Genomic DNA, 25,522 nt, shown 5'->3' with positions numbered 1-25,522 from the left:
GGGAGAGATCTTGCAGACATTGAACCGCTGGGCCGGCGCCGCTGCCGGCCTTTTGCTTTGCGTGGCTGGCGTCCAGGCCGCGCCGCCGCCGGCCGAAGCCTTCTTCAAGGATCCGGCCATCGTCGAGGCCGTGCTGTCACCGTCGGGCCGCAAGCTCGCCGTGCGCAGTTCCTTCGGCGGCGCCCGCATGGCCCTGGGCGTCTTCGACCTCGGCCCGGGTGGCAAGCCCACGCGCACGGCCCAGTTCGCCGACGGCGACGTCACGCGCGTCAGCTGGGTCAACGACGACCGCCTTGTCTTCAGCGTCGTCGACTTCTCCGAAGGCAGCGGCCGCCCCAATGGCGCTCCGGGCCTGTTCGCCGTCAATCCCGATGGCAGCCAGCTGCGCCAGCTGGTGCGCCGCACGGGCAGGCTTCTCGTCACCAATGGCAATGCCGCGCAGGACCGCATGCTGGAGTGGAACCACCGCCTGCTGGCCGTGCCCCGGCCGCAGCCGGGCGAGGTCAACGAAGAAGTGCTGATGGTCGAGCAGACGGAGGGCGAGCGCGCGCTGCAGACGCCGCTGTGGCTCAACACCCGCACCGGCCGCACGCGGCCGACGGGCGTGAAGATCCCGCCCGACACGGTCGGCTGGCTGGGCGACAGCCGCGGCGAATTGCGCGTCGCGCTGACGCGGCGTGAAGGCCGGCGTGGCGCCTTGTGGCGCGGCCCTGGCCAGCAGGACTGGCAGCCGCTGTTTGAGAGCGATCTGCTGAACGCGCCCTTCGGCATCAGCGCCGTCGACGATGCCGGCCAGCTCTATGTGACGCATGCCGAGGGCGCGGATGGCGCGACCGTGCTCAGCCTCTACGACTTCGAGCGCCGCGCGCCCGCCAAGACCCCGCTGGTCAGGACCCCCGGCTTCGATTTCAACGGCCGCGTGTTGAACGACGCCGCGGGCAGCGCCCTGGGCGTGCGCGTCGTCACCGATGGCGAGTCCACTGTCTGGCAGAACGCCGCCATGCAGGCCCTGCAGAAGGAAGTCGACGAACGCATGCCGGGCCGCATCAACAGCATCAACTGCCGGCGCTGCGGGCAGCCGGACGTCGTCGCCCTGGTGCGCAGCTACAGCGACCGCGAGCCCGGCCAGTTCTGGCTCTACCAGGCCCAGCCGCCCGAGGGCGAGCCCCAGTGGCGTGCCGTGGGCCGCGTGCGCAACGAGATCAAGCCGGCCGAGATGGCGGGGATGGACTTCCACCGCATCAAGGCGCGCGACGGCCGCGACCTGCCGGTCTGGGTCACGAAGAACCCCGACGCGACCGGGCCGCTGCCGGCCGTCGTTCTCGTGCATGGCGGGCCCTGGGTGCGCGGCAACGTCTGGGGCTGGCATCCCTATGCGCAATTCCTCGCTTCGCGCGGCTATGCCGTCATCGAACCCGAGTTCCGCGGCAGCACGGGCTATGGCCGGGCGCATTACCGCGCCGGCTTCAAGCAGTTCGGCCAGGCCATGCAGGATGACGTGGCCGACGCGCTGAAATGGGCGCAGGCCCAGGGCATCGCCAGCGACAAGGCCTGCATCGCCGGCGCCAGCTATGGCGGCTACAGCACGCTGATGGGCCTGATCAAGGACCCCGAGCTCTACCGCTGCGGCGTCGCCTGGGTGGCCGTGACCGACCTGGACCTCTATGTGGCCGGCTCCTGGTGGGTGCGCGACGACATCCCTGAATGGGGTCGGCAGTTCCATCTGCGCGACACGGTCGGCGATCCGCAGAAGGACGCGGCCATGATCGCCGCCCACTCCCCCGTCAAGCAGGCGGCGCGCATCAAGGCGCCCGTGCTGCTGGCCTTCGGCGAGGCCGACCTGCGCGTGCCGCTGGCCCATGGCAAGCGCATGCGCGATGCCTTGCGCGACGCCGGCAACGATCCGGTCTGGGTCAGCTATGCCGGTGAAGGCCATGGCTTCGCGGTGCTGAAGAACCGCGTGGACTTCGCCGAGCGCATGGAGGCCTTTCTGGCCCGGCATCTCGGCCCGGTCCAGCCCTAGCCCCCGGACGCAGGGGGCCTCGCGCAGCGCTGGGGCGCTGCGCGCCCGCTATCCTGCGCGCCGAAAAAAGATTGCTGCAAGGGAGAGACGACCATGAACTCAAGCCTGCGCGCCGCCGCGCTCGCCTTCGCCTGCCTGGGCGCCCAGTTCGCCCAGGCCGCGCCGCCGCCGGCCGAGCTGTTCTTCAAGGACGCCGACATCGCCGAGGCGGTGCTGTCGCCCTCGGGACGCCGCCTGGCCGTCACCTCGGCCAAGGGCGCATCGCGCGTCGGCCTGGTCATCTATGACCTCGCGCCCGGCGGGCGCGGCCTGCGTGCCGCCCAGTTCCCCGAAGCGGACGTGATGAATGTGCACTGGGTCAACGACGAGAGGCTGGTGTTCGGCGTCACCGACTTCAGCGCGGGCAGCGGCCGCCCGGCCGGGGCGCCGGGGCTGTTCACGGTCAAGACGGACGGTTCGCCGGCGCGCCAGCTGGTGCGGCGCCAATGGAAGGCCGCCATCAGCGACGGCAAGGACGACCGCATGCTGGACTGGAACCACCGGCTGGTGAAGATCCCGCCCTCGCAGCCCGGCAAGGTCAACGAGGAGGTGCTGCTCGTCGAGTATTCCAGCGCCGGCGAGTACGGCGAGACGCCGGTCTGGCTGAACGTCGCCAAGAACATCACCCGCAGCGTCGACTACAAGGAGCCCCCGCACACGGTGGGCTGGGTGGCGGACAGCCTGGGCGAGCCGCGCATCGCGTTCACGCAGCACAAGGATCGCCAGGCCGCCTGGTGGCAGCCTCCCGGCACCAGGACCTGGACGCAGCTCTATGAGAGCGATCTGCTGACCCTGCCCTATCACGTCGAGGCCGTGGACGCCGCGGGCACGCTGTTCGTGTCGCGGACCGAGGGTTCGCTGGGCACCCGCGCGCTGGCACGCTACGACTTCGCGACGGGCAAGCCCGAGGCCAAGGCGCTCGCTGCCGTGCCGGGCTTCGACTACCGCGGCCACTTCGTGACCGACGAGACCGGCCGCACCCTCGGCGTGCGCATCGTTGCCGACGGCGAGACGACGGTCTGGTTCGATGCCGCGATGACGGCCTTCCAGCAGCGCGCCGACAACCTCTTCCCCGGCCGCATCAACCGCATCGACTGCCGCCGCTGCGGCGCCCCCGACATGGTGGCCCTGGTGCGCAGCTACAGTGACCGCAACCCGGGCCAGTTCTACCTCTACCAGGGCAAGCCGCCCGAGGGCGAGAAGAGCTGGCGGCTGTTCAAGGCCGTGCGCGAGGACATCAAGCCCGAACAGATGGCCACGCTGGACCTGCAGCGCATCAAGGCGCGCGACGGCCTGGACCTGCCGGTGTGGATCACGCGCCAGGCCGACGCCAAGGGACCGCTGCCGGCCGTGGTGCTGGTGCATGGCGGCCCCTGGGTGCGCGGCGGCGAATGGCGCTGGGACGCGGAGGCCCAGTTCCTGGCCTCGCGCGGCTATGTCGTCATCGAGCCCGAGTTCCGCGGCAGCGCCGGCTACGGCACCGCCCACCTCGAGGCCGGCTTCAAGCAATGGGGACAGGCCATGCAGGACGACGTCGCCGATGCGCTGCGCTGGGCGCAGAAGGAAGGCATCGCCAGCGACAAGGCCTGCATCGCCGGCGCCAGCTATGGCGGCTACAGCACGCTGATGGGCCTCATCAAGGACCCGGCCCTCTACCGCTGCGGCGTGGCCTGGCTGGCCGTGACCGACCTGGAGCTGCTGGTGAAGGGCTCCTGGTTCGTCGACGACGACACCCATGTCGACTTCCGCAAGTACGAGATGCCCGACCGTGTCGGCGACGCGGTGAAGGACGCCGCCATGCTGGCCGCCAACTCGCCGGTCCGGCAGGCCGCCCGCATCAAGGCGCCCGTGCTGCTGGCCTTCGGCGAGCAGGACCAGCGCGTGCCGCTGGCCCATGGCAAGCGCATGCGCGAGGCCCTGCGCGCGGCAGGCAACGATCCGGTGTGGGTCACCTATGCCGGCGAGGCCCACGGCTTCGGCGTGGTCAAGAACCAGGTGGACTTCGCGGAACGGATGGAGAAGTTCCTGGCCAAGTATCTGCAGCCTTGAGAACCATGTTGAGAAAGCTGACGTTCCACGGCTGCGTCTTCGCCATCGTGACGGGGCTGGCGGCCAGCGCCCGGGCCGCGGAGCCCGCCGAGACCTTCTTCAAGACGCCCGATATCGGCGAAGCCGTGCTGTCCCCTTCCGGCCGCAAGCTCGCCATCACGTCCAGCAAGGGGCTGGGCAGAACGGCCCTGGCGGTCATGGACGTAGCGCCGGGGGGCCAGTTCAAGCGCATTGCGCAATTCGTCGACGGCGATGTCTACGAAGTGCGGTGGGTCAGCGACGACCGCCTGATCTTCAAGGTGCAAAGCGCTCCCGATATCTCGAGCTGGCACCGGCCGCCGCCCGCCTTGTTCGCCGTTGACAGCGACGGCAGCAAGGAGCGCCGCATCGGCTACGCCTACCGGGTGCTGAGCGTGCCCCCGACCGGCTCCGGGCCGGCGAGCGACACCATCCTTGTCGGCCATGGCACGCCAGGCGGCGAGGACGAGCTGGTGCCGCAATGGGTCAACACCCGCAGGAGCGTCTGGCGCAGTCCGGAATTGCCGGATGCACCGCGCCAGACGGTCGGCTGGCTGGCAGACAGCCGAGGCGAGCTTCGCGTCGCCTTCACCCGCAAGGTGAACCGGGTGGCGGCCCATTGGCGCGGGCCTGGCGACAGCAAATGGACTCAGCTGTACGAGAGCGATCTGCTGCAACAGCCCTTCGACATCGTCGGCGTGGACGATGCGGGCGGGCTCTATGTCACGCACCGCAACGGCACCGAAGGCTACCGGTGGCTGTCACGCTATGACTTCAAGGCCGGCAAGCCGGAAGACAAGATCATCGCGAGGACACCCGGCTTCGACTTCGACGGCCACCTGATCATCAAGCAGGGCCAGTTGCTGGGCATGCGCCTGACGGTGGACGGTGAAGCCACGCATTGGTTCAACCCGCAGATGGCGGCCTTCCAGGCACGTGTCGACGGCATGTTCCGCGACCGCGTCAACAACATCGACTGCAGCCGCTGTGGCGAGGCGGACATGGTGGCCATCGTGCACTCCTACAGCGACCACGACCCCGGCACGCTCTACCTATACCAGGGCAAGCCGGCCGCCGGCCAGCCGGCGTGGCTGCCCATTGGCGCGACGATGGAGGGCATCAAGGCTGAGCAGATGGCCAGCCTGAGCCTGCATCGCGTTCAGGCCCGTGACGGGCGCGACCTGCCGGTGTGGGTGACGCGGCCGGACAAGGCCACGGGGCCGCAGCCGGCGGTGGTGCTGGTGCACGGCGGCCCCTGGTATCGCGGCAGCTACTGGGCCTGGCATGCGCTGCCCCAGTTCCTGGCCTCGCGCGGCTATGTCGTCATCGAGCCGGAGATACGCGGCAGCACCGGCTATGGCCAGGCGCATTTCGAAGCCGGCTTCAAGCAATGGGGCCAGGCCATGCAGAACGATGTGGCCGACGCACTGCGCTGGGCGCAAGCCCAGGGACTCGCGGCGGGCAAGGCCTGCATCGTGGGCGACAGCTATGGCGGCTACAGCGCGCTGATGGGCCTGGCCAATGATCCCGAGCTGTTTCGCTGCGGTATTGCCAGCTTTGCCGTGACCGACCTGGATCTGATGCTGAGCGGCTCCTGGTGGTCGCCCGACGACGTGCACAGCGTCGTGCGCGACTACAGCCTGCCCCAGTTGGTCGGCGACCCGAAGAAAGACGCCCAGATGATCGCCGCCCAATCACCCGTGAACGTCGCCGACCGAGTCAAGGCGCCCGTCATGCTGATCTATGGCGAAAAGGACAGGCGCGTTCCGCTGACGCACGGCGAACGCATGCGCAGCGCGCTGCGCAAGGCGGGCAACGACCCGACTTGGGTCACCTATGCCGACGAGGGCCACAACTTGCGGCGGCTGACAAATCGCGCGGATCGCGCGGAGCGGATGGCAGCCTTCCTCGCCAAGCACCTCGGCCCTGCACAGCCCTGACGAGGGATGGACGAGTGCCTATCCTTCATCATGGACAAATTCTTGCTGCAACAGCAGGTGCTGGAAAGGCTGGCCGAGGACTTGCGGCAAGCCGAGGAGGCGGCGCGGGTGGCGCATGAAACGGCGACGCACGAAGAGAACATCGCCGAGAACAAATACGACACCCTGGGTCTCGAAGCCGCCTATCTGGCCACCGGCCAGGCGCGTCGCGCCGAAGCCATCCGCCAGGCGATGGCCAACTGGCGCCAGTTCCGCCCACCCGCCTACGACCCCAGCAAAGGCATACAGATCGGCGCGCTGGTCTGCCTGGTCGATGCCGACGACAACGAGCAACAGCTCTTTCTGGGCCCGGATGGGGGCAGCATGAAGCTGGTCAGCGGCGATCAGATCGTTCAGGTCATCAGCAGCCAGGCCCCGTTGGGCAGGGCCATGCTGGGCAAATGCGAGGGGGATGAGGTGTCGATACTGGTCGCGCCCCTCCGACAGCGGTTCGAGGTGCTGCGGGTTCAGTGAGCCGCAGCCATGTTGTCCATGCACGCATCGACGCTGACACTGCCATCTCCCCCAGATCCACGGTTGCCGCGGCTCTACACCTTTCGCCGCTGCCCCTACGCGATGCGCGCACGGATGGCGCTGCTGCAAGGCGGCCGGGTCTTCGAGGCGGTGGAAGTCAGCTTGCGCGACAAACCGGCCAGCTTGCTGGCCTTGTCTCCCAAGGCGACGGTACCGGTGCTGCAATTGCCCGATGGCAGCGTGATCGAGGAGAGCTGGGACATCATGCGCTGGGCACTGACTGCGCCCGATGCGCATGGCTGGTGGGCGCGGGCGCAATCGCCTGCGAACCTGGACCTGGTCCAGCGCAACGACGGCGACTTCAAGCATCACCTGGACCGCTGGAAATACCCCCAGCGCTACGCGAACGAGACGCTCACGCCAGATGCACACCGCGACAGCGCGCTGGATGTGCTGCTGCGACCGCTGCAAGCACGGCTGCATGGCACGCCCTTCCTGGGCGGCGCCACGCCATGCGCCACCGACCTGGCCCTGCTGCCCTTCGTGCGCCAGTTCGCTTCGGTGGAGCCGGCATGGTTTGCAGCGCTGGACTTGCCAGCGCTGCGGTCCTGGCTGGACGGCTGGCTCGCCAGCCCGCTGTTCGCTGCCTGCATGATCAAGCTGCCCGCGGAAGGCGCGAATCGCTTTCCGCCGCTCCAGGGTCCAACTAGCCCTTGAACCCGTTGTAATGCCGGCGCCACTCCGGCGGCTTCCACAGATGGGCCAGGCGCAGGCCCCAGGTCTTCTCCTGGGCCATGTCGTGGAACATCGCGCGCCATTCGTGGGCGTTCAGCCAGAACAGGTTGTGCGTGTAGAAAGGGTGCTCCAGGCCGTAGTCCACCGGGTCCCGCTCGGGCTCGAAGGTGCCGAACATGCGGTCGAAGATGATCAGCATGCCGCCGAAGTTCTTGTCGATGTACTGCGGATTGCGGCCGTGGTGGGCGCGGTGGTGGGAGGGCGTGTTGAAGAGGAACTCGAACCAGGCCGGCATCCTGTCCACCCAGCTGGTGTGCACGAAGAACTGGTAGCCCAGGTTCAGCGACAGCGCGAACAGCACCCAGCGCGGCTCGAAGCCCAGCCACACGGCCGGCAGATAGAACAGCCAGTTGCCGGCGATCGGATAGAACCAGCTCTGGCGCAGGGCCGTGCCGAAGTTCATCTTCTCGGAGCCATGGTGCACGACATGGGCGCACCAGAACCAGCGGATGCGGTGGCTGCCGCGGTGGAACCAGTAGTAGAGGAACTCCACCAGGAAGAACAGGCCGACGAAGCGCCAGACCGTCACATCGATGGTGAACAGGCGGTGGTCATGGACCCAGCCCATGGCCGGCAGCACCAGCACGACGAGCAGGATCAGGTCGGCCACCAGATAGCTGCCGCCGCTGTTCATGCTGTCGAAGGTGTCCCACAGGTCGAAGACCCCCGTCTTGCGAAAGCGCCAGGCCTCCATGGCGATGAAGACGGCGAAGACGGGCGACAGGATGACCAAGGTCAGGTCGCGCCAGTCGCCGTGGCGGTGGTAGAGATCGAGCAGGGGGTCGAGCAGCCAGTCCATGGGCGGATGATCGGGCTTTCACGCCCCCCTGGCTTGACGGTCGGCCCCAGGTTTTTGACAAATCACGCCAGCGCTGGCGTTATCCCCGCAGCCCGCGCACAAATCGCTGCTGCATCATCGCGCCCCCATGGATGAGACCCGCGTCGCCGCCAGCTATGTCCAGCTGCTCTTCGAGCACCTGGCCCGGCTGGGCCGTGCCGACGCCCTGGGCGCGCCGCCGGCGCCGACCGAGGCCTTCGTGTCCATGCGCCGCTGGCAGGCCCTGCTGGAGAAGGCCCGCGAGCTCGACACCGGGCCTAAGGCCACGTTCCCGCTGCGCCTGGCGCGCGGCATCGCACCGCGCCATTTCGGCGTCGTCGGCTTCGCGGCCCTGGCCAGCGGCACCCTGGCCGAGGCCCTGATGCGGCTGGAGCGCTATCACCGCTCGGTCTATGACGCCAACGTGGCCCAGGTCCACCCCGTTCCCGAGGGCATCTGCATCGAATGGGGCGTGGAGCGCGGCCGCCCCGGCGCGCTGGTGGACGAGACCGCCATCGCCGCCCTGGTGCAGCTGGCGCGTGAGTTCACCGGCCAGCACGTTCGCGCCCTGGCCGTCGACTTCGTCAACCCGCGCCCGGCCGATGTGCGGCCCTACGCGGACTTCTTCGGCGGCCCGGTGCGCTTCGGCCAGCCCACCACCCGGGTCCTGCTGTCGCTGCGCGACCTCGCCCTGCCCCTGCGCGGCGCCGACGCCGCCCTGCTGGCCCTGCTCGACGCCCAGGCCGAGCACCTGCTGCAGGAAGTGGCCGCCGTCAGCGAGCCGGTCGGCGTGTGGCGCCAGGCCCTGGTCGGCCTGATCCGCAGCGGCCGCACCTCCCTCGCCGATCTCGCCGGCAGCCTGCAGATGAGCCCGCGCAGCCTGCAGCGCCGCCTCACCGAGCAGGGCCACAGTTTCCAGACCCTGCTCAGCCAGACCCGCCAGCAGCTCGCCGAGGCCTATCTGCGCGACGCCAATGTCGAGCTGGCCGAGGTGGCCCTGCTGCTCGGCTATTCCGAGCAGAGCGCCTTCACCCGCGCCTTCCGGCAATGGACCGGCCAGGCCCCGCTTCAATGGCGCCGCCAGCAGCTGCGCCCCAACGCATGATGTTCGAACCTCCCGAGACCGTCGTCCGCGACGGCCAGCCCGCCCACGGCCGCTACGCCGGCCCTATCACCCGCATCGACTGGTCGAGCCTGAGCGAGCGCCCCTCGTGGCTGTGGCGCAAGCTGCATCACAAGCGCTGGCACTACATCGGCCTCGGCCATGACGAGGTCTTCATCGGCGTCGCCATCGTCGACCTGGGCTGGGCCTGCACCGCCTTTGCCTATTGCTTCGATCGCAGCCGTCGCCAACTGCTGGCCGACTGGCAGCAGGATGGCCTGCCGGGCCTGCAGGCCGGCGTGTCGGATGCCCCGCTGATGGACGCGCAGGCCTGGTTCCGCGGCCCGGGCGCGCGGCTGGAGCTGCGCCACCAGTCCGACGACAGCCTGCTGCTGCACGTCCGCACCCGCGCGCTGCGCGTCGAGGCCCAGCTCGACCTGGAGGCCATGGCGCCGCCGCTGCTGGCCATCGGCCCCATCGACGGCGGCGTCGCCCATGCCACCCAGAAGACCACCGCCCTGCCCGTGCTCGGCTGGGCCGAGGCCGAGGGCCAGCGCATCGACCTGGACGGCGCCTGGGCGGCCATCGATGCCTCCAACGGCCTGCTCGCCCACGACACGGCCTGGCGCTGGGCCAGCGCCCACCGGCCCGACGTGGGCTTCAATCTGCAGCAGGGCTATTTCGGCAACCAGGAGAACGTGCTGTGGCTGGACCGCCGGCCCATCGCCCTGGGCGCGGCCCATTTCAAGTTCGACGCCGCCCGGCCGCTGGACCCCTGGCGCATCCACACCGACGACGGCCTGCTCGACCTCGTCTTCACGCCCGAGGGAGCGCGCTCGGCGGACAAGAACCTCGGCTTCGCGGCCAGCCGCTATGTGCAGCCGGTGGGCACGTTTGCCGGCATGGTGCGCGCATCAAGAGACGCGGCGCCGCGGCAGATCGGCAACCTGCTCGGCGTCACTGAGGACCATCGCTCGCGCTGGTGACGCCATGAAAAAGGCCGCCGGCCCGGGAGGGCGAGGCGGCCTGTCAGTGCGCCCTGCCTTGCGCAGGGCGAAGCGCGATCAGCGGCGGACGGCCTTGCGGCGTGCGGCCACCAGACCCAGCAGGGCCACACCGGCGAGCGCCAGGGAAGCCGGCTCGGGGATGCGGTTCGGGTCGATGACGACGGCGTTGTCGACGTTCAGCAGGTGGAAGCGCCAGTTGCCCGTGCGGGGATCGTTGCCGTCCCAGACGCCGTTGAACATGGCCTGGGTCGCGCCGCCGTAGCCTTCGACGAAGGTGAAGTTGTCGACGGCGTCCCAGCGGAAGCCACCGGCCAGCTGGTCGGTCTTGGCGAAGTTGTCGAACTGCGTGATGACGGCGGAGTAGCTGCCGGCGCCCAGGTTGACGTTGTAGAAGCTGTCCCAGACACCGTAGGAATAGCTGCTGCCGTTGACGTTGACGGCGCCGTTGGAGCCGCCGTCGTCCTGGAAGGCCACCTTGTTGCCGGCGGCGTCGAAGATGGTCAGGATGGGATCGAAGCCGCCCACCAGCCAGCTCGAAGACACCACGCCGATGCTGCGGGCGCTGTCGATGGTGAAGTTGAATTTCAGGACGTCGTTGTCCTTGACGAAGGTGCCGGCGAAGGTCAGGTCCACCGGTGCGGCGCTGACGCTACCCGCTGCGACGGCCAGTGCCAGGCCGAAGCTGTTCATCCATTTCATTCGAAAAACTCCCTTGAGGATCAGATTGACGCGGCTCACGGCCGCCGGGCCATGGAAGCAAGAGCTGCGCCTGCTTCCATGCCCTTGATCCTTAAGGGAAAACGAGACTGGCGAAATGGAAATGTCAGATTGGCCGACACCCCGGTCTGCGGGTTGACCGGCGCGTCATGCAGCCGGCTTGCAGGCCGGCTGTCCTTCGCAAGGCGTCGGGCCCTGCTCAGTGCACCACCCGCCCGAACGAGAACTCTCCACCCTCGACCTGCACGGGAATCACATCCTTGGGGCCGAACTTGCCCTGCAGGATGAGCCTGGACAGCGGGTTCTCGACGCGCTGCTGGATGGCGCGCTTCAGCGGCCGCGCACCGAAGACCGGGTCGAAGCCGACCTTGGCCAGTTCGTCCAGGGCGGCCTCGCTGACGTCCAGCTTCATCTCCATCTTGTCCAGCCGCGCTTCGAGCAGGCGCAACTGGATGCGGGCGATGGACTTGATGTGCTCGGCGCCCAGCGCATGGAAGATGACGGTCTCGTCGATGCGGTTCAGGAACTCGGGCCGGAAATGGGCCTTGACCTCGCCCCAGACGGCCTCGCGGATGATCTCGTCCTTCTCGCCAGACAGCGCCATGATGTGCTGCGAGCCGAGGTTGGAGGTCATCACGATGACGGTGTTCTTGAAGTCCACCGTGCGGCCCTGGCCGTCGGTCAGGCGGCCATCGTCCAGCACCTGCAGCAGCACGTTGAAGACATCTGGGTGGGCCTTCTCGACCTCGTCGAGCAGCAGCACGGAATAAGGCTTGCGGCGCACGGCCTCGGTCAGCGTGCCGCCTTCCTCGTAGCCCACATAGCCCGGGGGCGCGCCGATGAGGCGGCTCACCGAGTGCTTCTCCATGAACTCGCTCATGTCGATGCGCACCATGTGGTCTTCGCTGTCGAACAGGAAGCCGGCCAGGGCCTTGCACAGCTCGGTCTTGCCGACGCCGGTGGGGCCGAGGAAGAGGAAGGAGCCGAGCGGACGGTTGGGGTCGCTCAAGCCGGCCCGTGAGCGCCGGATGGCGTCGGACACGGCCTGGATGGCCTCGTCCTGGCCGATGACGCGCTCGTGCAGCTTGGTTTCCATCTGCAGCAGCTTCTCGCGCTCGCCCTGCATCAGCTTGGAGACCGGGATGCCCGTGGCGCGCGCCACGACCTCGGCGATTTCCTCGGCGCCGACCAGGGTGCGCAGCAGCTGCGGCCGGCTTGCGTCGCCCGCCTTGCCGGCCTCCTTGGCCTGGGCTTCCTTGAGCTGCTTTTCCAGCTCGGGCAGCTTGCCGTACTGCAGCTCGGCGACCTTGTTGAAGTCACCCTTGCGCTTCCACTCCTCGATGTGCTGGCGGGCGCGATCGATCTCTTCCTTGACGTGGGCCGACCCTTGCGCCTGCGCCTTCTCGGCCGTCCAGATCTCTTCCAGGTCGTTGTACTCGCGCTGCAGCTTCAGCAGCTCGTCCTCGATGAGGCCGAGGCGCTTGATGGAGCCTTCGTCCTTTTCCTTCTTGACCGCCTCGCGCTCGATCTTGAGCTGGATCATGCGGCGGTCCAGCCTGTCCATGGCCTCGGGCTTGGAGTCGATCTCGATCTTGATCTTGGCCGCGGCCTCGTCAATGAGGTCGATGGCCTTGTCGGGCAGGAAGCGATCGGTGATGTAGCGGTGGCTCAGCTCGGCCGCGGCGACGATGGCCGGGTCGGTGATCTCCACGCCGTGGTGGACCTCGTACTTTTCCTGCAGGCCGCGCAGGATGGCGATGGTGGCCTCCACCGTCGGCTCGTCGACCAGCACCTTCTGGAAGCGGCGCTCCAGCGCGGCGTCCTTCTCGACGTATTTGCGGTACTCATCCAGTGTCGTCGCGCCGATGCAGTGCAGCTCGCCGCGCGCGAGAGCCGGCTTGAGCATGTTGCCGGCGTCGATGGCACCCTCGGCCTTGCCGGCGCCCACCATGGTGTGGATCTCGTCGATGAAGAGGATGGTCTGGCCGGCGTCCTGGCTGACTTCCTTCAGCACGCCCTTGAGGCGCTCCTCGAAGTCGCCGCGGTACTTGGCGCCGGCCAGCAGCAGGGCCATGTCCAGCACCAGCACGCGCTTGCCCTTCAGCGATTCCGGCACCTCGCCGTTGACGATGCGCTGGGCCAGGCCTTCGACGATGGCCGTCTTGCCCACGCCCGGCTCGCCGATCAGCACGGGGTTGTTCTTGCTGCGGCGCTGCAGCACCTGGATGGCGCGGCGGATTTCTTCGTCGCGGCCGATGACGGGATCGAGCTTGCCCAGGCGGGCGCGTTCGGTCAGGTCCAGGGTGTACTTCTTCAGCGCCTCGCGCTGGCCCTCGGCCTCGGCTGACTCGACCTTCTGGCCGCCACGCACGGCCTCGATGGCCGACTCCAGCGAGCGCCGCGTCAGCCCGTGGCCGCGCACGACGCCGGCCAGGTCGGTCTTGGCGTCGGTCAGCGCCAGCAGGAACATCTCGCTGGCGATGAACTGGTCGCCGCGCTTGGTGGCTTCCTTCTCGGCAGCCTGCAGCAGGGCGACCAGGTCGCGCCCGGCCTGCACGGTCTGGCCCGAGCCGCTGACCTGGGGCAGGCCGGCAATCAGGCCGTCCAGTGCCGAGCGCAGGCCGGCGGCGTTGACGCCGGCGCGCTCCATCAGTGCGCGCGGGCCTTCGTCCTGGGCCAGCATGGCGGCCAGCACATGGACGGGCTCGATATAGGGGTTGTCGCGGCTCAGGGCCAGGCTCTGGGCCTCGCCCAGGGCTTCCTGGAAGCGGGTGGTGAACTTGTCGGCACGCATGGTGAGTCAATCCTCCTGTTGCGAAGCCAAATGGGCGCAAGCCCTGCAATTTCAAGCCAAAGTCTGGCGCTTGCGGTGCGCCAGCGCTTGTCGGACGGCGCCGTGACTTGTCAGGGACCGACGATCAGCCCCGCGATCATGCAGGCGCCCGACACCACCCCCGCCAGCGTGCGCACGCTGTTCCAGAAAGTCCAGTCCCGCAGATAGACCTGCCAGTAGTCGCGGCCGGCGGCGCTGTCGGCATCCAGTCGGGCCAGGGCCTCGTTCATGGGCACGTTGAGCGCGGCCGTGATGCCGAATACGCCCACGCAGTAGGCCAGCGCACCTGCCGCGAACAGCAGCGCCGCCTCGCGCGGCCCATACAGCCAGGCCAGCACGGCCGCGGCCACGGCGAGCAAGGCGCTGCCCATGAAGGAAGCCAGGAACAGCGGATTCAGGATCACGGCATTGATGGTCTGCATGGCCTGCATGCCCGCGGCGGGAGCCCCGCGGCCCAGGGCCGGCATCACGGCGGTCGAGAAGGCGAAGAACACGCCGGCCATCAGCAGGCTGCCGAGCGTGGCGAGCAGGACGGTGAGGTAGAGCAAAACAGTGGACATGGGGATTCCGGGGGTCAGGCGTCAGGGGCCGCAGCCAGTTCTTGGACGAAGGCCTCGACGTCGGTGGGCGTGGTGCTGGCGGCGCTGCGGCCGAGTGTCGTACGCACGCGGCCGGCGTTGATCGCGTCGGTCAGCTCACCGGTCAGCACGGCCACATCGGGCGCGAACCCGGCTTGCACCAGCATGCCCTCCAGCTCTGCGCGTGGCAGCTGCACATAGGCCAGCTGCGGCAGGCCGAGGGCTTGGGCCAGCAGGCGGGTCACCTCGTTCATGGAGATGTCGCGCGGGCCCAGTACTTCGCGAACCTGGTGACCCTGCCAGGCCGGGTCCAGCAGCGCCTGCACGGTGGCGGCGGCGATGTCGCGCGTCGCCACCATGGGGATGGGCAGGTCGGGCAGGAAGCCGTCGGCCACGATGCCGGCCGCGCGGATGCCAGGCAGAGCGCCATACAGGTTCTCCATGAAGGCGCCGGCGCGCAGGCAGATCAGGTCCAGGCCGGCAATGGCGCGCAGCCTCTCCTCCTGGTCGTGCATGGGCCGGATCAGGCCGGTGCCGCCGGCCTGGTCGGCGCCCAGGCTGGACAGGAAGACGACGCGCTTCACGCCAGCCTCACGCACGGCCCTGGCCATGGCTTCGCCGAGGCGGCGCTGGCTGTCCAGATAGCCCGGCTCGGTCAGGTCATAAGGCAGCAGGCCGTAGACGGTATGCACGCCTTCGAAGGCGACGGCGAGGTAAGCGGCGTCAAGCGGGTCGCCGGCGCGCAAGTCGGCGCCCCGCAAGGCGGCCAGCTTGTCGGCCGAGCGGCCCAGGGCCACGACCGGGTGGCCGGCGTTCAGCAGGGCCTGGGCGATGCGCTGGCCGGTGCGGCCCGTGGCGTTCATCACCGCGATACTCGTTTTCTCCATCTGTCTCTCCAGTGCGGGTTGCGATGCAGTCAGTGTCTGAATCGCCAACCGCGAAGACCATTCCGCGCCGTCCTCCTCTGTTGATCAATCGTCCAGCAGTGACAACGCCCCTCGCCCAACCTCGCATCGCTGAACGCGAGCGAGTCCGGTCGGTCCGCCGAGGGGACGGCGATGCAGGCCGGTTCGACCGGCATGCACATCGCCAGCCCGGGCCGGCTAGGGAGCGGCCCGGCGCTCGGCCCGCAATTCGCAGGCCCAAACCCCTCATGGACCAATGAGAATGGAAAAGCTCGCTGCTCCACCCACCACCGTCCCCACGCACTGGGAGCGCGGCGACCCCATCGCCGACGCCCTGCACTTCCTGCGCATGAGCGGCGTCGTCTATTGCTGCTCGGAGCTGACGGCGCCCTGGGGCTTCCACATGCCGGCCATGGACGACTGCCTGATGTTCCATGTCGTCACCAGCGGCCGCTGCCATCTCGTGGAGCCCGGTGGCGCCACCCATCTCCTGCAAGCCGGCGACTTCGCCCTGGTGCCGCGCGGCGAGGGCCATGGTGTCGTCAGCCAGCCGGGCCAGCCGACGCCCTCGCTGTTCGAGCTGCCACGCACGGCGGTCAGCGACTGGTTCGAGCTGCTGCAGCATGGCGGTGGTGGGGAAGCGGCCACCCTGGTCTGCGGCGCCGTGCGCTTCGACGACCCGGCCGTGCGCCTGCTGCTGTCGGCCCTGCCCGCCGTCATCGTGCTGGCCACCGCCGACACGCCGGACCTGGCCTGGTTCGACAGCACGGTGCGCTTCCTGGCCGAGGAGGCCCGCGGCCGCCGGCCCGGCAGCGAGACCGTCATCACGCGGCTGGCCGACATCCTCGTCATCCAGGCCCTGCGCGCCTGGATAGACCGCGACCCGAGCGCCCGCAGCGGCTGGCTGGGCGCGCTGCGCGACAAGCAGATCGGCCGCGCCATCGTCATGATCCACCGCGACCCGGCCGCGCCCTGGACTCTCGAGTCCCTCGCGCAAGCCGTCGGCCTGTCGCGCTCGGCCTTTGCCGCCCGCTTCAGCCAGCTGGTCGGCCAGCCGATGGCGGAATACCTGACGCAGTGGCGCATCGCCCTGGCGACGACGCGGCTGCGCCAGGGGGGCGCTTCCATCGCCGAGATCGCCTTCGACGTGGGCTATGGCTCGGAGGCCGCCTTCAGCCGCGCCTTCAAGCGCGTCAGCGGCGTCACGCCAGGTTCGATCCAGCGAACCTCATGAGCGCGAAGCCGGCGACGGCCGCCGCCAGCGAGCCGATCACATGGGCCAGCGTGTGAGCCAGGGCCAGCAGGAATTCGCCACGCTGCAGCAGCGCCAGTGACTCGCCCGAGAAGGCCGAGAACGTCGTCAACCCGCCGAGGAAGCCGGTCACGAGCAAGAGCTTCAGCAATTCGTTGGGCTGGCGGCCGAACCATTCCAGCGCCATGCCGATCAACAGACCGCCGACGACGTTGACCAGCAGCGTGCCGAGCGGAAAGCCCATCCAGCGGCTGTTGAACAGCACGCCGGCCTGCCAGCGCGCCAATGCACCCAGCGCGGCGCCGACCGACACCGCCAGCGCGTTCATGTCTGCCCCTCGTCCGACGAGTACGTCGGCCGGTCCCCCGAGGGAACAGCCGCTTGCTTGGGGCGGCCCGGCGCGGCGCGGCTCACGCCGCATTCCCCGCCGCAATGCCCCAGCGCGCCGCCGCCGCGTCGTCCGCCACGCGGGCGTCCACCCAGTGGGCGCCGCCCGGCGTGTGCTCCTTCTTCCAGAACGGCGCCTGGGTCTTCAAATAGTCCATCAGGAATTCGCAGGCCTGGAAGGCCTGTCCGCGGTGGGCGCTGCTGACCAGCACCAGGACGATCTGGTCGCGCGCCTGCAGCGTGCCGACGCGGTGGATGACCTTGGCGGCGCGGATGTCGAAGCGGGTAAAGGCCTCGTCCACCATGGCCTCGATGGCCGCCTCCGTCATGCCGGGATAGTGTTCCAGCTCCATGGCCGACACGGCCGCGCCGCTGCTGTGCTCGCGCACGGTACCGACGAAGGCGACGACGGCGCCGACGCCGCCATCCCCTATCCGCAGGGCTGAAGTTTCGGCGCCGACGTCAAAGTCCTGCGTCTGGATGCAAACTCGGGGCATGGCACGGATTCTCACCTCGCCCCGCGGTGAGATTCACCTGTTTGGACGTCGAAGCGTCCGTGCGGCGCCGGATACTTGAGCCCATTTCTTTTGCAACGCACCCAGGAACCAACATGGCCCTGATGGATTTCATCAAGAAACAGTTCATAGACGTCATCCAGTGGACCGAGGACGGCGACGGCACGCTGGCCTACCGCTTCCCGATGTCGGGCATGGAAATCCAGAACGGCGGCCAGCTTGTCGTGCGCGAATCCCAGGTCGCCGTCTTCGTCAACGAAGGCCAGGTGGCCGACGTCTTCGGCCCCGGCACCCACAAGCTGACGACCCAGACCCTGCCGGTGCTGACCTATCTGAAGAACTGGGACAAGCTCTTCGAGTCGCCCTTCAAGAGCGACGTCTATTTCTTCAGCACCCGCCAGCAGATCGACCAGCGCTGGGGCACCAGCCAGCCGGTCGCCATCCGCGACAAGGACTTCGGCGCCGTGCGCCTGCGCGCCTTCGGCAACTACGCCTACCGCATCCAGGATCCCAAGGCCTTCCACACCCAGATCTCCGGCACGCGCGAGCGCTACACGGTGCAGGACCTGGACGGCCAGCTCCGTGGCCTGATGCTGCAGCACATCAGCGACGCCGTCGCCAGCAGCGGCACGCCCTTCCTGGACCTGGCCGCCAACCAGGTCGAGTTCGCCGCCGCGCTGAAGAACGCCACCGCCGAGTCCTTCGCGGCCATCGGCCTGGAGCTGATCTCGGTCACGATGCAGAACGTGTCCCTGCCCGAGGAACTGCAGAAGATCCTCGACCAGCGCATCGGCATGGGCATCATCGGCCAGAACATGGGCCAGTTCATGCAGTACCAGGCCGCGCAGGCCCTGCCGGAAATGGCCAAGGGTGGCGGTGGTGGCGGCAGCGGCATCGCCGGCGAAGCCATCGGCCTGGGCGCCGGCGTGGCGCTGGGCCAGACGCTGGCCCAGACCCTGGGCCAGGGCCTGGCCGGTGTCGGCACGGCCGCGCCCGCTCCGGCGGCCAGCAAGCCCGAAGACATCGTCTCGCTGCTGGAAAAGCTCGGCGACCTCAAGGCCAAGGGCATCCTGACCGACGAGGAATTCGCCGCCAAGAAGGCCGACCTCCTGAAGAAGCTTGGCTGAACAGGCGCCAGCCGCCCAGCGGCGCTGGCGCGCGGCGTGCCCCAACTGCGGCGCGCCGGTCGAGTTCGCCAGTGCGGCCTCGGCCAGCGCCGTGTGCGGCTTCTGCCGCAGCACGCTGCTTCGTGATGGCGAGACGCTGAGCCAGATCGGCCAGAGCGCCGAGATCTTCGAAGACTATTCCCCGCTGCAGCTCGGCTCGAGCGGCCGCTGGATGGGCCGCAGCTTCACGGTCGTCGGCCGTGTGCAGCGCGGCTCCGAGCTCGGCAACTGGAACGAATGGCATCTGCTGTTCGACGCCGGCGCCGACACGCCGCGCACGGCCTGGCTCAGCGAGGACAACGGCCAGTTCGTCGTCAGCCTGGAAGCGCCGCTGGCCGAGACGCCACCCGAGGCGCCCATCCTCGGCCAGCCGCTGACGCTGGCCGGCCAGCGCTGGCAGGTCGCCGCCATCGTCGAGGCTGCCCTGCGTGCCGCCGAGGGCGAGCTGCCGCGCCCGCCCAAGGCCGGCCGTGTCGTCGAGCTGCGCAATGCGCAAGGCGAAGTCGGCAGCCTGGAGTACCGCGACGGCTCCGCGCCGATCTGGTCGGTCGGCCGCAGCGTGGCCCTGGCCGACATGGACTTGCAGGGCCTGCGCCAGACGGCCGAGGGCGAGTCCGTCGCCGAGGCGAAGTTCAAGGGCCGCAGCATCGGCTGCCCGAGCTGCGGCGCGCCGCTGGAACCCAAGCTGGCGCAGACCAAGAGCATGGTCTGCGCCCAGTGCAATGCGGTGGTCGATCTGCCGGAAGGTGACGCCAAGGCCCTGGGCTTCACGCCACAGAACCGCGGCCTGCCGCCGCTGATCCCGCTGGGCCGCACCGGCACCCTGGGCGTCGACGGCAAGCCCCAGGCCTGGACCGTCGTCGGCTACCAGGAGCGCTGCGACATCCCCGAGGATGCCGAGGACGAGCAGAGCTTCTGGCGCGAATACCTGCTCTTCAACCAGCTGGCGGGCTTTGCCTTCCTTGTCGACACCCGCGAGGGCTGGAGCCTGGTGCGCACGCTGACCGGCGCGCCCACGCAAAGCCGCGGCGGCGTCAGCTGGCAGGGGCGCGACTACACGCAGCGCTGGGTCTACGGCGCCAAGACCACCCATGTGCTGGGCGAGTTCTACTGGCCGGTGAGGCTGGAGGACCGCGTCCAGGTCACCGACTACATCACGCGCGACGGCCAGCATCTGCTCAGCCGCGAGCAGCAGGGCCCGGAGATCACCTGGAGCGGCGGCAGCCCCATCGCGGCCGAGGCCGTGCAAAAGGCCTTCAACCTGCGCGACACGACGGCCCAGTTCGCGCGCGACGCCTCGGCCTTCAAGAACAGCGGTGGCAAGCTGCTGGTCTACCTCGTCGTCGGCCTGTTCCTGCTGGTGATCCTGGGCACGTTGATGCGCGCCTGCTCCAGCGACGACTGCCAGCAGTACAAGAACAGCTTCGGCGAGAACAGCAATGAATACCGGCAGTGCCGCAGCAGCTCGCGCGGCAGCGGCTACATCGGCAGCGGCGGCAGCAGCTATGGCGGCTACAGCAGTGGTGGCGGCGGCCACAAATAGGAGAACGACATCATGACCCTCGACTGGCTCAAACCCGAAGTCATCCTCGGCACGACGATGTATGCCGTCATCGGCGTCGTCATCTTCTGGGTGTGCTTCATCATCGTGGACAAGATCACCCCCTACAAACTGTGGGAGGAGCTGGTGGAGAACAAGAACCTGGCCCTGGCCATCGTGGTCGGGGCGATGTGCATCTCCATCGGCAACATCGTCGCCGCGGCCATCCACGGCTGAGGCCGGCTTCATTCATCGGGCGCTGCTGCCGCCCGTGCCATGCAGCATGCAGTTCATCGAATCCGCGCTCCCGCCGCGGCGCGCGTCACCACAATCGCGCCGCTTCAACTCCCGGAGAGCACGATGAAACGATGGTTGACCGCAGCCACCCTGGCGCTCAGCCTCACGCTGGTCCATGCCGCCGACGACGCGGCCCAGGTCCAGAAAGCCGACGCCACCGCCCAGGCCTCGGGCTTCAAGGTCCGCCCCGTCGATGACGCCTGGCGCGCCGCCCTGCCCCGCAATGCCGAGGCCGCGACGCAAGCCTATCTGGACCGCCTGCCGGCCGAAGTCGTCGCCAAGTCCGATGCCTACTACACCGGCGGCTACTGGCTCATCCTGTGGGAGCTGCTGGCCAGCCTCTTCGTCGCCGTCGTGCTGATGACGGGCCGGCGCGCGGCGCGGCTGCGCGACTGGTGCCAGCGCGTCGGCCGTGGCCCGCTGCGCCGCGATGCGCTGTTCGGCGCCGCCTTCGTGCTGGCGTCGGCCGTGCTGACCCTGCCGCTGGCCGTCTACAGCGGCTGGTGGCGCGAGCAGGCCTATGACATGTCGACCCAGACCTTCGTCGCCTGGCTGGGCGAGCTGGCCATCGCCCAGGCCGTCGACATGGTGCTGATGGCCATCGTCGTCGCCGGCCTGTATGCCGTCATCCGCCGCGCCGGCGAACGCTGGTGGATCTGGGGCACGGCCGGCGGCATGCTGGCCCTCATCGTGCTGATCGCCATCTCGCCGGTGCTGATCCAGCCGCTGTTCAACACCTACAAGCCCGTCGAGGACGGGCCCGTCAAGGCCTCGGTGCTGCAGATGGCCCATGCCAACGGCGTGCCGGTGGACGACGTCTATGTCTTCGATGCCTCGCGCCAGACGACGCGCATCAGCGCCAATGTGTCCGGCATGCTGGGCTCGGCCGCGGTGCGCCTGAACGACAACCTGCTGCGCCGCACCTCCGAGCCGGAGATCCGCGCCGTCATGGGCCATGAGCTGGGCCACTATGTGATGAACCACATGGCCAAGACCATCGCCCAGCTGACGCCGCTGATCTTCGTCGGCTTCGCCTTCGTGGCCTGGGCCATGAAGCGCCTGCACACGCGCTTTGGCGCCGTCACCGGCGTCAGCCGCATCGACGACGTGGCCGGCCTGCCCTTGCTGGTGGCGGTGTTCACGGTCTTCTTCACGCTGGCCACGCCCATCAACCACAGCATCACGCGCATCCAGGAGGCCGAGGCCGACAAGTTCAGCCTCAACCTGACGCGCGAGCCGCATGGCTTTGCCGAGGCCCAGCTGAAGCTGGTCGAGTACCGCAAGGCCAGCCCCGGTCCCATCGAGGAGTTCATCTTCTTCCACCACCCCAGCACCCGCAGCCGCATCCATGACGCCATGCGCTGGAGAGAGGCGATGGGCACGCCGTGAAGGTCGTCGTTCACGTCGTCCTGGCCGGGCTCGCAGCCCTGGCCACGGCCGCCCGCGCCGATGCGACCGACCCCTTGTGGGTGAAGGCCCAGGCCCGCGCCGCCGCCACCCGCGGCTGGGTGGCGCAGACCGTGCGCAGCCACACCGTGGCCGATGAGGAGGGCAAGCCCAGGCGCAACGGTACCGCGGTGGCCACGGTCAGCGGCTGGAACGGCACTACACCGCAGCGCCAGGTCACGGCCGAGGGCGACGCCGAGCTGGGCCAACTCGCCCAGCGGGCGCTGCCAGCGCCGCTCAACGCGGCAGACCGGCCCGACGCCGTGCTGCTGGAGGCCACGTCCGTCGAACGCGAGGGGCCGCCGCAGGCGCTCGCAGGCCGCACCGCCCAAGCCTTCAAGGTCGGCGGCACCGTGGGACGCAGGAAGACAGTTTTCAGCGGCAGCATCCTCGTCGATGCGGCGTCTGGCGACCTCATTGCCGTCAATTACGACATCGATCTCTCGAGCTTGCAGCCCGCCATGCGCTACCAGGTCCGTTTCGGCCTGCCTGAGGCGGCGCAGCCGGCCCTGCCGGAAAGCAGCGAGCTGCAGGTCGACGCCAAAGTGCCGCTGCTCGGCCATCTCGTACTGCGACAGACAACGCTGTTGTCGCGCTGGACGAAGCACCCACCCGCGGCGCCACTGCCCGCTGCGTCACGCTGACCCGTTCGCCATGACCACACACGACTTCGCCAGGCTGACCACCAACGCCCACGAGGACTGGACGCTGTTCGCCATCCGCTTCCACGACAAGCCCGGCGCGGGGGAACTGCGCCGCCAGCTGCTGCAGGCCCATCTGGATTGGGCGGCGGCCAACGCCGAGATGATCCGCGCCATCGGCTCGCTGCGCGAGTCTCCCGAGGCGACACCGGTGGGCGGCTTGTGGGTGGTGCGCGCGCCGGACAAGGCCGCCGTCGAGGCCCTGATCGCCACCGATCCCTTCACCACCGGCGGCCTGCGCGCCGGCTGGGACATCTTCTACTGGAGCAAGGCCCTGCCGCAGCCGGTGTCGTTCTAGCGCGGTGATGGGCGACACTCGCGGCCCGCTGAACGACTGCATTGGCCTGCCATGACCCTCAACGTCCGACACCTCGCCACGGCCCTGTTCCTCGCCTTCTCGGGGGCCGCCAGCGCCGCCGATGCACCGCCCGACGTCGCCGTCTTCGTCGCCCAGCTGGACCTCAAGGCCGGCAAGGTCAGCGATGTCCGCAACATCACGCCGGGCAAGGGCAACAACTTCCAGCCTGCCTTCACGCACGACGGCTCGGCCGTCGTCTACACCTCGGGCCGCTCGGGCTCCAACAACATCTACCGCCACGACCTCGCCAAGGGCACGACAGCGGCCGTCACGAGCACGACCGAGAACCTCTATTCGCCGACGCCGCTGGCCGACGGCAGCGGCTTCTCGGCCATCCGCGTCATCACCGCCGACCCCGCCTATGGCATCGAGATGAACGAGCCCTCGGTGTGGCTGTTCGGCTGGGACGGCAAGCCCGTCGCGCCCGTGGTGCCCGTCAAGCGCATCGGCTATCACGCCTGGATCACGCCCGACCTCATCGCCGCCTTCCTCGTCGATGACGTGCCGCAGCGCAACGACCACCGCGTGGTGGTCATCAGCCGCACCACCGGCCAGCAGACCCTGCTGACCAGCAAGCCCGGCCGCTCGCTGGGCCGCGCGCCGGATGGCAGGCGTGCGACCTTCGTCGACCAGACCGACTCCAAGCGCTGGGTCATCGCGGCCATGGGCCCGGGCGATGCCAAGCCCCAAGTGCTGGTCGAGACGCCGCCTCTGCCCGAAGGCGAGAAGGAATCCAACCGCAGCCAGTATTTCGTCTGGCTGCCCGACGGCTCGATGCTGATGGCGCGCGGCCATCTGCTGCTGCGCTGGGACGGCAAGGCCGGTGGCGAGTTCAAGCCCTTCTCGGAACTGCCCGAGCTGAATGGCGCCATCCGCAACATCGCCGCCAGCCCCGACGGCAAGCGCCTGGCCTTCTCGGTGCTGCTGGCTCCCGCCAAACCGTGACGGAACAGCCGCGCTCGCGCGCCTCCCTGGCCGAGCTGCTGCTGCTCGCCAGCGTCTTCGTCATCGCCGCCTGCGGCCTGGTCTACGAGCTGGCGGCCGGTGCGCTGGCCAGCTATCTGCTCGGCGACTCGGTGCTGCAGTTCTCCACCGTCATCGGCGTCTATCTGTTCGCCATGGGCCTGGGCTCCTGGCTGTCGCGCTTCGTCGAGCGCCAGTTGGTGGGCGTGTTCCTGCAGGTGGAGCTGCTCGTCGGCGTCATCGGCGGGCTGATGCCGGCCGGCCTCTTCGCCGTGCACAGCCTGCTGCCGCCGGGCGAAGGCACCGTCTTCCGCATCCTGCTCTATGCGCTGGTGCTGCTGGTGGGCGCCCTCGTCGGGCTGGAGATCCCGCTGGTCATGCGCATCCTGAAGCGCCACTTCAGCGCCCGCTATGGCCTCAAGGACCTGGTGTCGCAGGTGCTGACCTTCGACTACCTCGGCGCCCTGCTCGTCGCCCTGGCCTTCCCTCTGGTGCTGGTGCCCCAGCTCGGCCTGGTGCGCACCGGCATCGCCTTCGGCCTGCTGAACGTGGCGGTGGCCATCTGGGCGCTGTGGATCTTCCGCGCCGAGCTGCGCGCGCGCGCCGGCATGGCCTGGGCCTGCGTCCTGTCGGCCGTGGTGCTGCTGGCGGCCCTTTTGGGCGCCGATGCGCTGACGCGCTGGTCCGAGGAGCGCTTCTATGGCGAGCACATCGTCTTCAAGCAGAGCAGCGCCTACCAGCGCATCGTCGTCACCGACGGCGGCGGCGGCACGCGGCTGTTCCTGAACGGCAATCTGCAGTTCCATTCGCGCGACGAGTACCGATACCACGAGGCCCTGGTGCACCCGGCCATGGCGGCCATGGGGGCTCCGAAGCGCGTGCTGGTGCTGGGCGGCGGCGACGGCATGGCCGTGCGCGAGGTGCTGAAGTACCCAAGCGTCGAGCAGGTCACCCTGGTCGAGCTGGACCCGCAGATGACGGCGCTGTTCAAGTCCACGCCCAAGCTGGCGGCGCTGAACAGCCATGCGCTGCAGTCGCCCAAGCTGCGCATCGTCAACGCCGACGCCTTCGGCTGGCTGGAGCGGCAGACCGAGGTCTTCGACGTCATCGTCATCGACTTCCCCGACCCGTCCAACTTCGCGCTGGGCAAGCTCTACACGGCCAGCTTCTACGAACTGGTCGACCAGCACCTCAGCGCCGCCGGCTTCGCCGTCGTGCAGACCACCTCACCGCTGATCGCGCGGCGCAGTTTCTGGACCGTCGTGACGACAATCGAATCCGTCGGCCTGACTGCCACGCCCTATCACGCCCATGTGCCGAGCTTTGGCGAATGGGGCTTCGTGATGGCCTCGCGCCGCCCCTTCCGCCCGCCCGCCGCCTTCCCGCCCGGGCTGCGCTTCCTGAGCCCGCAAAGCCTTCCGGCCCTGCTGGACTTCCCGCCTGACATGGCGCGCGTGCCCGCCGAGGTGAACCGCCTCAGCAACCAGGTGCTGGTGCAAGAGTTTGAAACCGAGTGGGGACGGGTTCACTAGCCGGCCCTTTTGCTGCAAGATGGCTTTGC

Annotated in this window: 23 protein-coding genes; 16 read left to right on the top strand and 7 right to left on the bottom strand. The window is 68.9% G+C overall.

The window, feature by feature from the left end; all coding sequences use genetic code 11:
• The first annotated feature begins 10 nt into the window (after window positions 1-10).
• The 5 genes from AC07OY_RS06065 to AC07OY_RS06045 all read left to right on the top strand — a co-directional run bounded on the left by AC07OY_RS06065 (window position 11) and on the right by AC07OY_RS06045 (window position 7,299).
• The gene (locus AC07OY_RS06065) at window positions 11-2,023 is read left to right on the top strand and encodes a S9 family peptidase (RefSeq protein ID WP_495041614.1); all 2,013 of its coding nucleotides are present in this window, start codon (window positions 11-13) and stop codon (window positions 2,021-2,023) included.
• A 93-nt stretch (window positions 2,024-2,116) separates the two neighbouring features.
• Window positions 2,117-4,111: a S9 family peptidase gene (locus AC07OY_RS06060; protein WP_495041613.1), complete on the top strand. Its 1,995-nt coding sequence runs from the start codon at window positions 2,117-2,119 to the stop codon at window positions 4,109-4,111.
• 5 nt (window positions 4,112-4,116) lie between these two features.
• A complete protein-coding gene (locus AC07OY_RS06055) occupies window positions 4,117-6,069 on the top strand; it encodes a S9 family peptidase (protein WP_495041612.1) in 1,953 nt (650 codons plus the stop codon).
• Window positions 6,070-6,099: 30 nt separating this feature from the next.
• On the top strand, window positions 6,100-6,582 hold the full coding sequence (locus AC07OY_RS06050) for a GreA/GreB family elongation factor (RefSeq protein ID WP_495041611.1): 483 nt from the start codon (window positions 6,100-6,102) through the stop codon (window positions 6,580-6,582).
• 18 nt (window positions 6,583-6,600) lie between these two features.
• Window positions 6,601-7,299, top strand: a complete 699-nt coding sequence (locus AC07OY_RS06045; RefSeq protein WP_495041981.1) for a glutathione S-transferase — start codon at window positions 6,601-6,603, stop codon at window positions 7,297-7,299.
• Here AC07OY_RS06045 and AC07OY_RS06040 read toward each other — a convergent pair.
• Window positions 7,289-8,176 carry a sterol desaturase family protein gene (locus AC07OY_RS06040; RefSeq protein ID WP_495041610.1) on the bottom strand — a complete coding sequence of 296 codons (888 nt, stop codon included), beginning with the start codon at window positions 8,174-8,176 and terminating at the stop codon, window positions 7,289-7,291. The genes AC07OY_RS06045 and AC07OY_RS06040 overlap by 11 nt on opposite strands.
• 127 nt (window positions 8,177-8,303) lie before the next feature.
• Here AC07OY_RS06040 and AC07OY_RS06035 point away from each other — a divergent pair, with 127 nt between their 5' ends.
• Window positions 8,304-9,299 carry an AraC family transcriptional regulator gene (locus tag AC07OY_RS06035; protein WP_495041609.1) on the top strand — a complete coding sequence of 332 codons (996 nt, stop codon included), beginning with the start codon at window positions 8,304-8,306 and terminating at the stop codon, window positions 9,297-9,299.
• Window positions 9,296-10,282 (top strand): DUF2804 domain-containing protein, encoded by a 987-nt coding sequence (locus AC07OY_RS06030; protein ID WP_495041608.1) that lies wholly within the window; start codon window positions 9,296-9,298, stop codon window positions 10,280-10,282. Before AC07OY_RS06035 ends, AC07OY_RS06030 begins: the two co-directional genes overlap by 4 nt.
• Window positions 10,283-10,360: 78 nt before the next feature.
• Here the strand turns inward: AC07OY_RS06030 and AC07OY_RS06025 are convergent, their stop codons facing one another.
• The 4 genes from AC07OY_RS06025 to AC07OY_RS06010 all read right to left on the bottom strand — a co-directional run bounded on the left by AC07OY_RS06025 (window position 10,361) and on the right by AC07OY_RS06010 (window position 15,318).
• Window positions 10,361-11,002, bottom strand: a complete 642-nt coding sequence (locus AC07OY_RS06025) for a DVUA0089 family protein (protein ID WP_495041607.1) — start codon at window positions 11,000-11,002, stop codon at window positions 10,361-10,363.
• Between the two features lie 217 nt (window positions 11,003-11,219).
• Window positions 11,220-13,814: an ATP-dependent chaperone ClpB gene (clpB, locus tag AC07OY_RS06020; RefSeq protein WP_495041606.1), complete on the bottom strand. Its 2,595-nt coding sequence runs from the start codon at window positions 13,812-13,814 to the stop codon at window positions 11,220-11,222.
• Window positions 13,815-13,924: 110 nt separating this feature from the next.
• A complete protein-coding gene (locus AC07OY_RS06015; protein WP_495041605.1) occupies window positions 13,925-14,413 on the bottom strand; it encodes an anthrone oxygenase family protein in 489 nt (162 codons plus the stop codon).
• Window positions 14,414-14,427: 14 nt separating this feature from the next.
• A complete protein-coding gene (locus AC07OY_RS06010; RefSeq protein ID WP_495041604.1) occupies window positions 14,428-15,318 on the bottom strand; it encodes an NmrA family NAD(P)-binding protein in 891 nt (296 codons plus the stop codon).
• Window positions 15,319-15,598: 280 nt separating this feature from the next.
• Here AC07OY_RS06010 and AC07OY_RS06005 point away from each other — a divergent pair, with 280 nt between their 5' ends.
• The gene (locus AC07OY_RS06005; RefSeq protein WP_495041603.1) at window positions 15,599-16,570 is read left to right on the top strand and encodes an AraC family transcriptional regulator; all 972 of its coding nucleotides are present in this window, start codon (window positions 15,599-15,601) and stop codon (window positions 16,568-16,570) included.
• Here the strand turns inward: AC07OY_RS06005 and crcB are convergent.
• Both crcB and AC07OY_RS05995 read right to left on the bottom strand, forming a co-directional pair.
• Entirely contained in the window at window positions 16,539-16,916 is a 378-nt protein-coding gene (gene crcB, locus AC07OY_RS06000; RefSeq protein ID WP_495041602.1) for a fluoride efflux transporter CrcB, read from the bottom strand. The two genes, AC07OY_RS06005 and crcB, sit on opposite strands and share 32 nt — an antisense overlap.
• An 82-nt stretch (window positions 16,917-16,998) precedes the next feature.
• Complete coding sequence (locus AC07OY_RS05995) at window positions 16,999-17,472, bottom strand: molybdenum cofactor biosynthesis protein MoaE (protein ID WP_495041601.1); 474 nt, start codon at window positions 17,470-17,472, stop codon at window positions 16,999-17,001.
• A 113-nt stretch (window positions 17,473-17,585) separates the two neighbouring features.
• Between AC07OY_RS05995 and AC07OY_RS05990 the strand changes: the two genes are divergently transcribed.
• The 8 genes from AC07OY_RS05990 to AC07OY_RS05955 all read left to right on the top strand — a co-directional run bounded on the left by AC07OY_RS05990 (window position 17,586) and on the right by AC07OY_RS05955 (window position 25,493).
• Complete coding sequence (locus AC07OY_RS05990) at window positions 17,586-18,617, top strand: SPFH domain-containing protein (protein ID WP_495041600.1); 1,032 nt, start codon at window positions 17,586-17,588, stop codon at window positions 18,615-18,617.
• Window positions 18,610-20,199 (top strand): DUF4178 domain-containing protein, encoded by a 1,590-nt coding sequence (locus AC07OY_RS05985; protein ID WP_495041599.1) that lies wholly within the window; start codon window positions 18,610-18,612, stop codon window positions 20,197-20,199. Before AC07OY_RS05990 ends, AC07OY_RS05985 begins: the two co-directional genes overlap by 8 nt.
• A gap of 12 nt (window positions 20,200-20,211) precedes the next feature.
• The gene (locus tag AC07OY_RS05980) at window positions 20,212-20,433 is read left to right on the top strand and encodes a DUF350 domain-containing protein (RefSeq protein WP_119045599.1); all 222 of its coding nucleotides are present in this window, start codon (window positions 20,212-20,214) and stop codon (window positions 20,431-20,433) included.
• A 123-nt stretch (window positions 20,434-20,556) separates the two neighbouring features.
• Window positions 20,557-21,882: a M48 family metallopeptidase gene (locus AC07OY_RS05975; protein ID WP_495041598.1), complete on the top strand. Its 1,326-nt coding sequence runs from the start codon at window positions 20,557-20,559 to the stop codon at window positions 21,880-21,882.
• Complete coding sequence (locus tag AC07OY_RS05970; protein ID WP_495041597.1) at window positions 21,879-22,583, top strand: hypothetical protein; 705 nt, start codon at window positions 21,879-21,881, stop codon at window positions 22,581-22,583. Before AC07OY_RS05975 ends, AC07OY_RS05970 begins: the two co-directional genes overlap by 4 nt.
• Window positions 22,584-22,593: 10 nt before the next feature.
• Window positions 22,594-22,938 (top strand): YciI family protein, encoded by a 345-nt coding sequence (locus tag AC07OY_RS05965; RefSeq protein ID WP_495041596.1) that lies wholly within the window; start codon window positions 22,594-22,596, stop codon window positions 22,936-22,938.
• A gap of 51 nt (window positions 22,939-22,989) precedes the next feature.
• Window positions 22,990-23,943, top strand: a complete 954-nt coding sequence (locus AC07OY_RS05960; RefSeq protein WP_495041595.1) for a hypothetical protein — start codon at window positions 22,990-22,992, stop codon at window positions 23,941-23,943.
• Window positions 23,940-25,493: a polyamine aminopropyltransferase gene (locus tag AC07OY_RS05955; RefSeq protein ID WP_495041594.1), complete on the top strand. Its 1,554-nt coding sequence runs from the start codon at window positions 23,940-23,942 to the stop codon at window positions 25,491-25,493. Before AC07OY_RS05960 ends, AC07OY_RS05955 begins: the two co-directional genes overlap by 4 nt.
• Window positions 25,494-25,522: the final 29 nt, after the last annotated feature.

This window comes from Roseateles sp. GW821-FHT09H10 (genome assembly GCF_059415865.1).
The sequence above is the reverse complement of the archived record's forward strand: the minus strand, read 5'-3'. Positions and strand labels throughout refer to the sequence as shown.

What these genes read in the sequence shown, in the direction of transcription:
- AC07OY_RS06060 (WP_495041613.1), top strand. Translation starts at nt 2,117, where the DNA reads ATGAACTCAAGCCTGCGCGCCGCCGCGCTCGCCTTCGCCTGCCTGGGC.
- AC07OY_RS06055 (WP_495041612.1), top strand. Translation starts at nt 4,117, where the DNA reads ATGTTGAGAAAGCTGACGTTCCACGGCTGCGTCTTCGCCATCGTGACG.
- AC07OY_RS06050 (WP_495041611.1), top strand. Translation starts at nt 6,100, where the DNA reads ATGGACAAATTCTTGCTGCAACAGCAGGTGCTGGAAAGGCTGGCCGAG.
- AC07OY_RS06045 (WP_495041981.1), top strand. Translation starts at nt 6,601, where the DNA reads ATGCACGCATCGACGCTGACACTGCCATCTCCCCCAGATCCACGGTTG.
- AC07OY_RS06040 (WP_495041610.1), bottom strand. Translation starts at nt 8,176, where the DNA reads ATGGACTGGCTGCTCGACCCCCTGCTCGATCTCTACCACCGCCACGGC.
- AC07OY_RS06035 (WP_495041609.1), top strand. Translation starts at nt 8,304, where the DNA reads ATGGATGAGACCCGCGTCGCCGCCAGCTATGTCCAGCTGCTCTTCGAG.
- AC07OY_RS06030 (WP_495041608.1), top strand. Translation starts at nt 9,296, where the DNA reads ATGATGTTCGAACCTCCCGAGACCGTCGTCCGCGACGGCCAGCCCGCC.
- AC07OY_RS06025 (WP_495041607.1), bottom strand. Translation starts at nt 11,002, where the DNA reads ATGAAATGGATGAACAGCTTCGGCCTGGCACTGGCCGTCGCAGCGGGT.
- clpB (WP_495041606.1), bottom strand. Translation starts at nt 13,814, where the DNA reads ATGCGTGCCGACAAGTTCACCACCCGCTTCCAGGAAGCCCTGGGCGAG.
- AC07OY_RS06015 (WP_495041605.1), bottom strand. Translation starts at nt 14,413, where the DNA reads ATGTCCACTGTTTTGCTCTACCTCACCGTCCTGCTCGCCACGCTCGGC.
- AC07OY_RS06010 (WP_495041604.1), bottom strand. Translation starts at nt 15,318, where the DNA reads ATGGAGAAAACGAGTATCGCGGTGATGAACGCCACGGGCCGCACCGGC.
- AC07OY_RS06005 (WP_495041603.1), top strand. Translation starts at nt 15,599, where the DNA reads ATGGAAAAGCTCGCTGCTCCACCCACCACCGTCCCCACGCACTGGGAG.
- crcB (WP_495041602.1), bottom strand. Translation starts at nt 16,916, where the DNA reads ATGAACGCGCTGGCGGTGTCGGTCGGCGCCGCGCTGGGTGCATTGGCG.
- AC07OY_RS05995 (WP_495041601.1), bottom strand. Translation starts at nt 17,472, where the DNA reads ATGCCCCGAGTTTGCATCCAGACGCAGGACTTTGACGTCGGCGCCGAA.
- AC07OY_RS05990 (WP_495041600.1), top strand. Translation starts at nt 17,586, where the DNA reads ATGGCCCTGATGGATTTCATCAAGAAACAGTTCATAGACGTCATCCAG.
- AC07OY_RS05980 (WP_119045599.1), top strand. Translation starts at nt 20,212, where the DNA reads ATGACCCTCGACTGGCTCAAACCCGAAGTCATCCTCGGCACGACGATG.
- AC07OY_RS05975 (WP_495041598.1), top strand. Translation starts at nt 20,557, where the DNA reads ATGAAACGATGGTTGACCGCAGCCACCCTGGCGCTCAGCCTCACGCTG.
- AC07OY_RS05965 (WP_495041596.1), top strand. Translation starts at nt 22,594, where the DNA reads ATGACCACACACGACTTCGCCAGGCTGACCACCAACGCCCACGAGGAC.
- AC07OY_RS05960 (WP_495041595.1), top strand. Translation starts at nt 22,990, where the DNA reads ATGACCCTCAACGTCCGACACCTCGCCACGGCCCTGTTCCTCGCCTTC.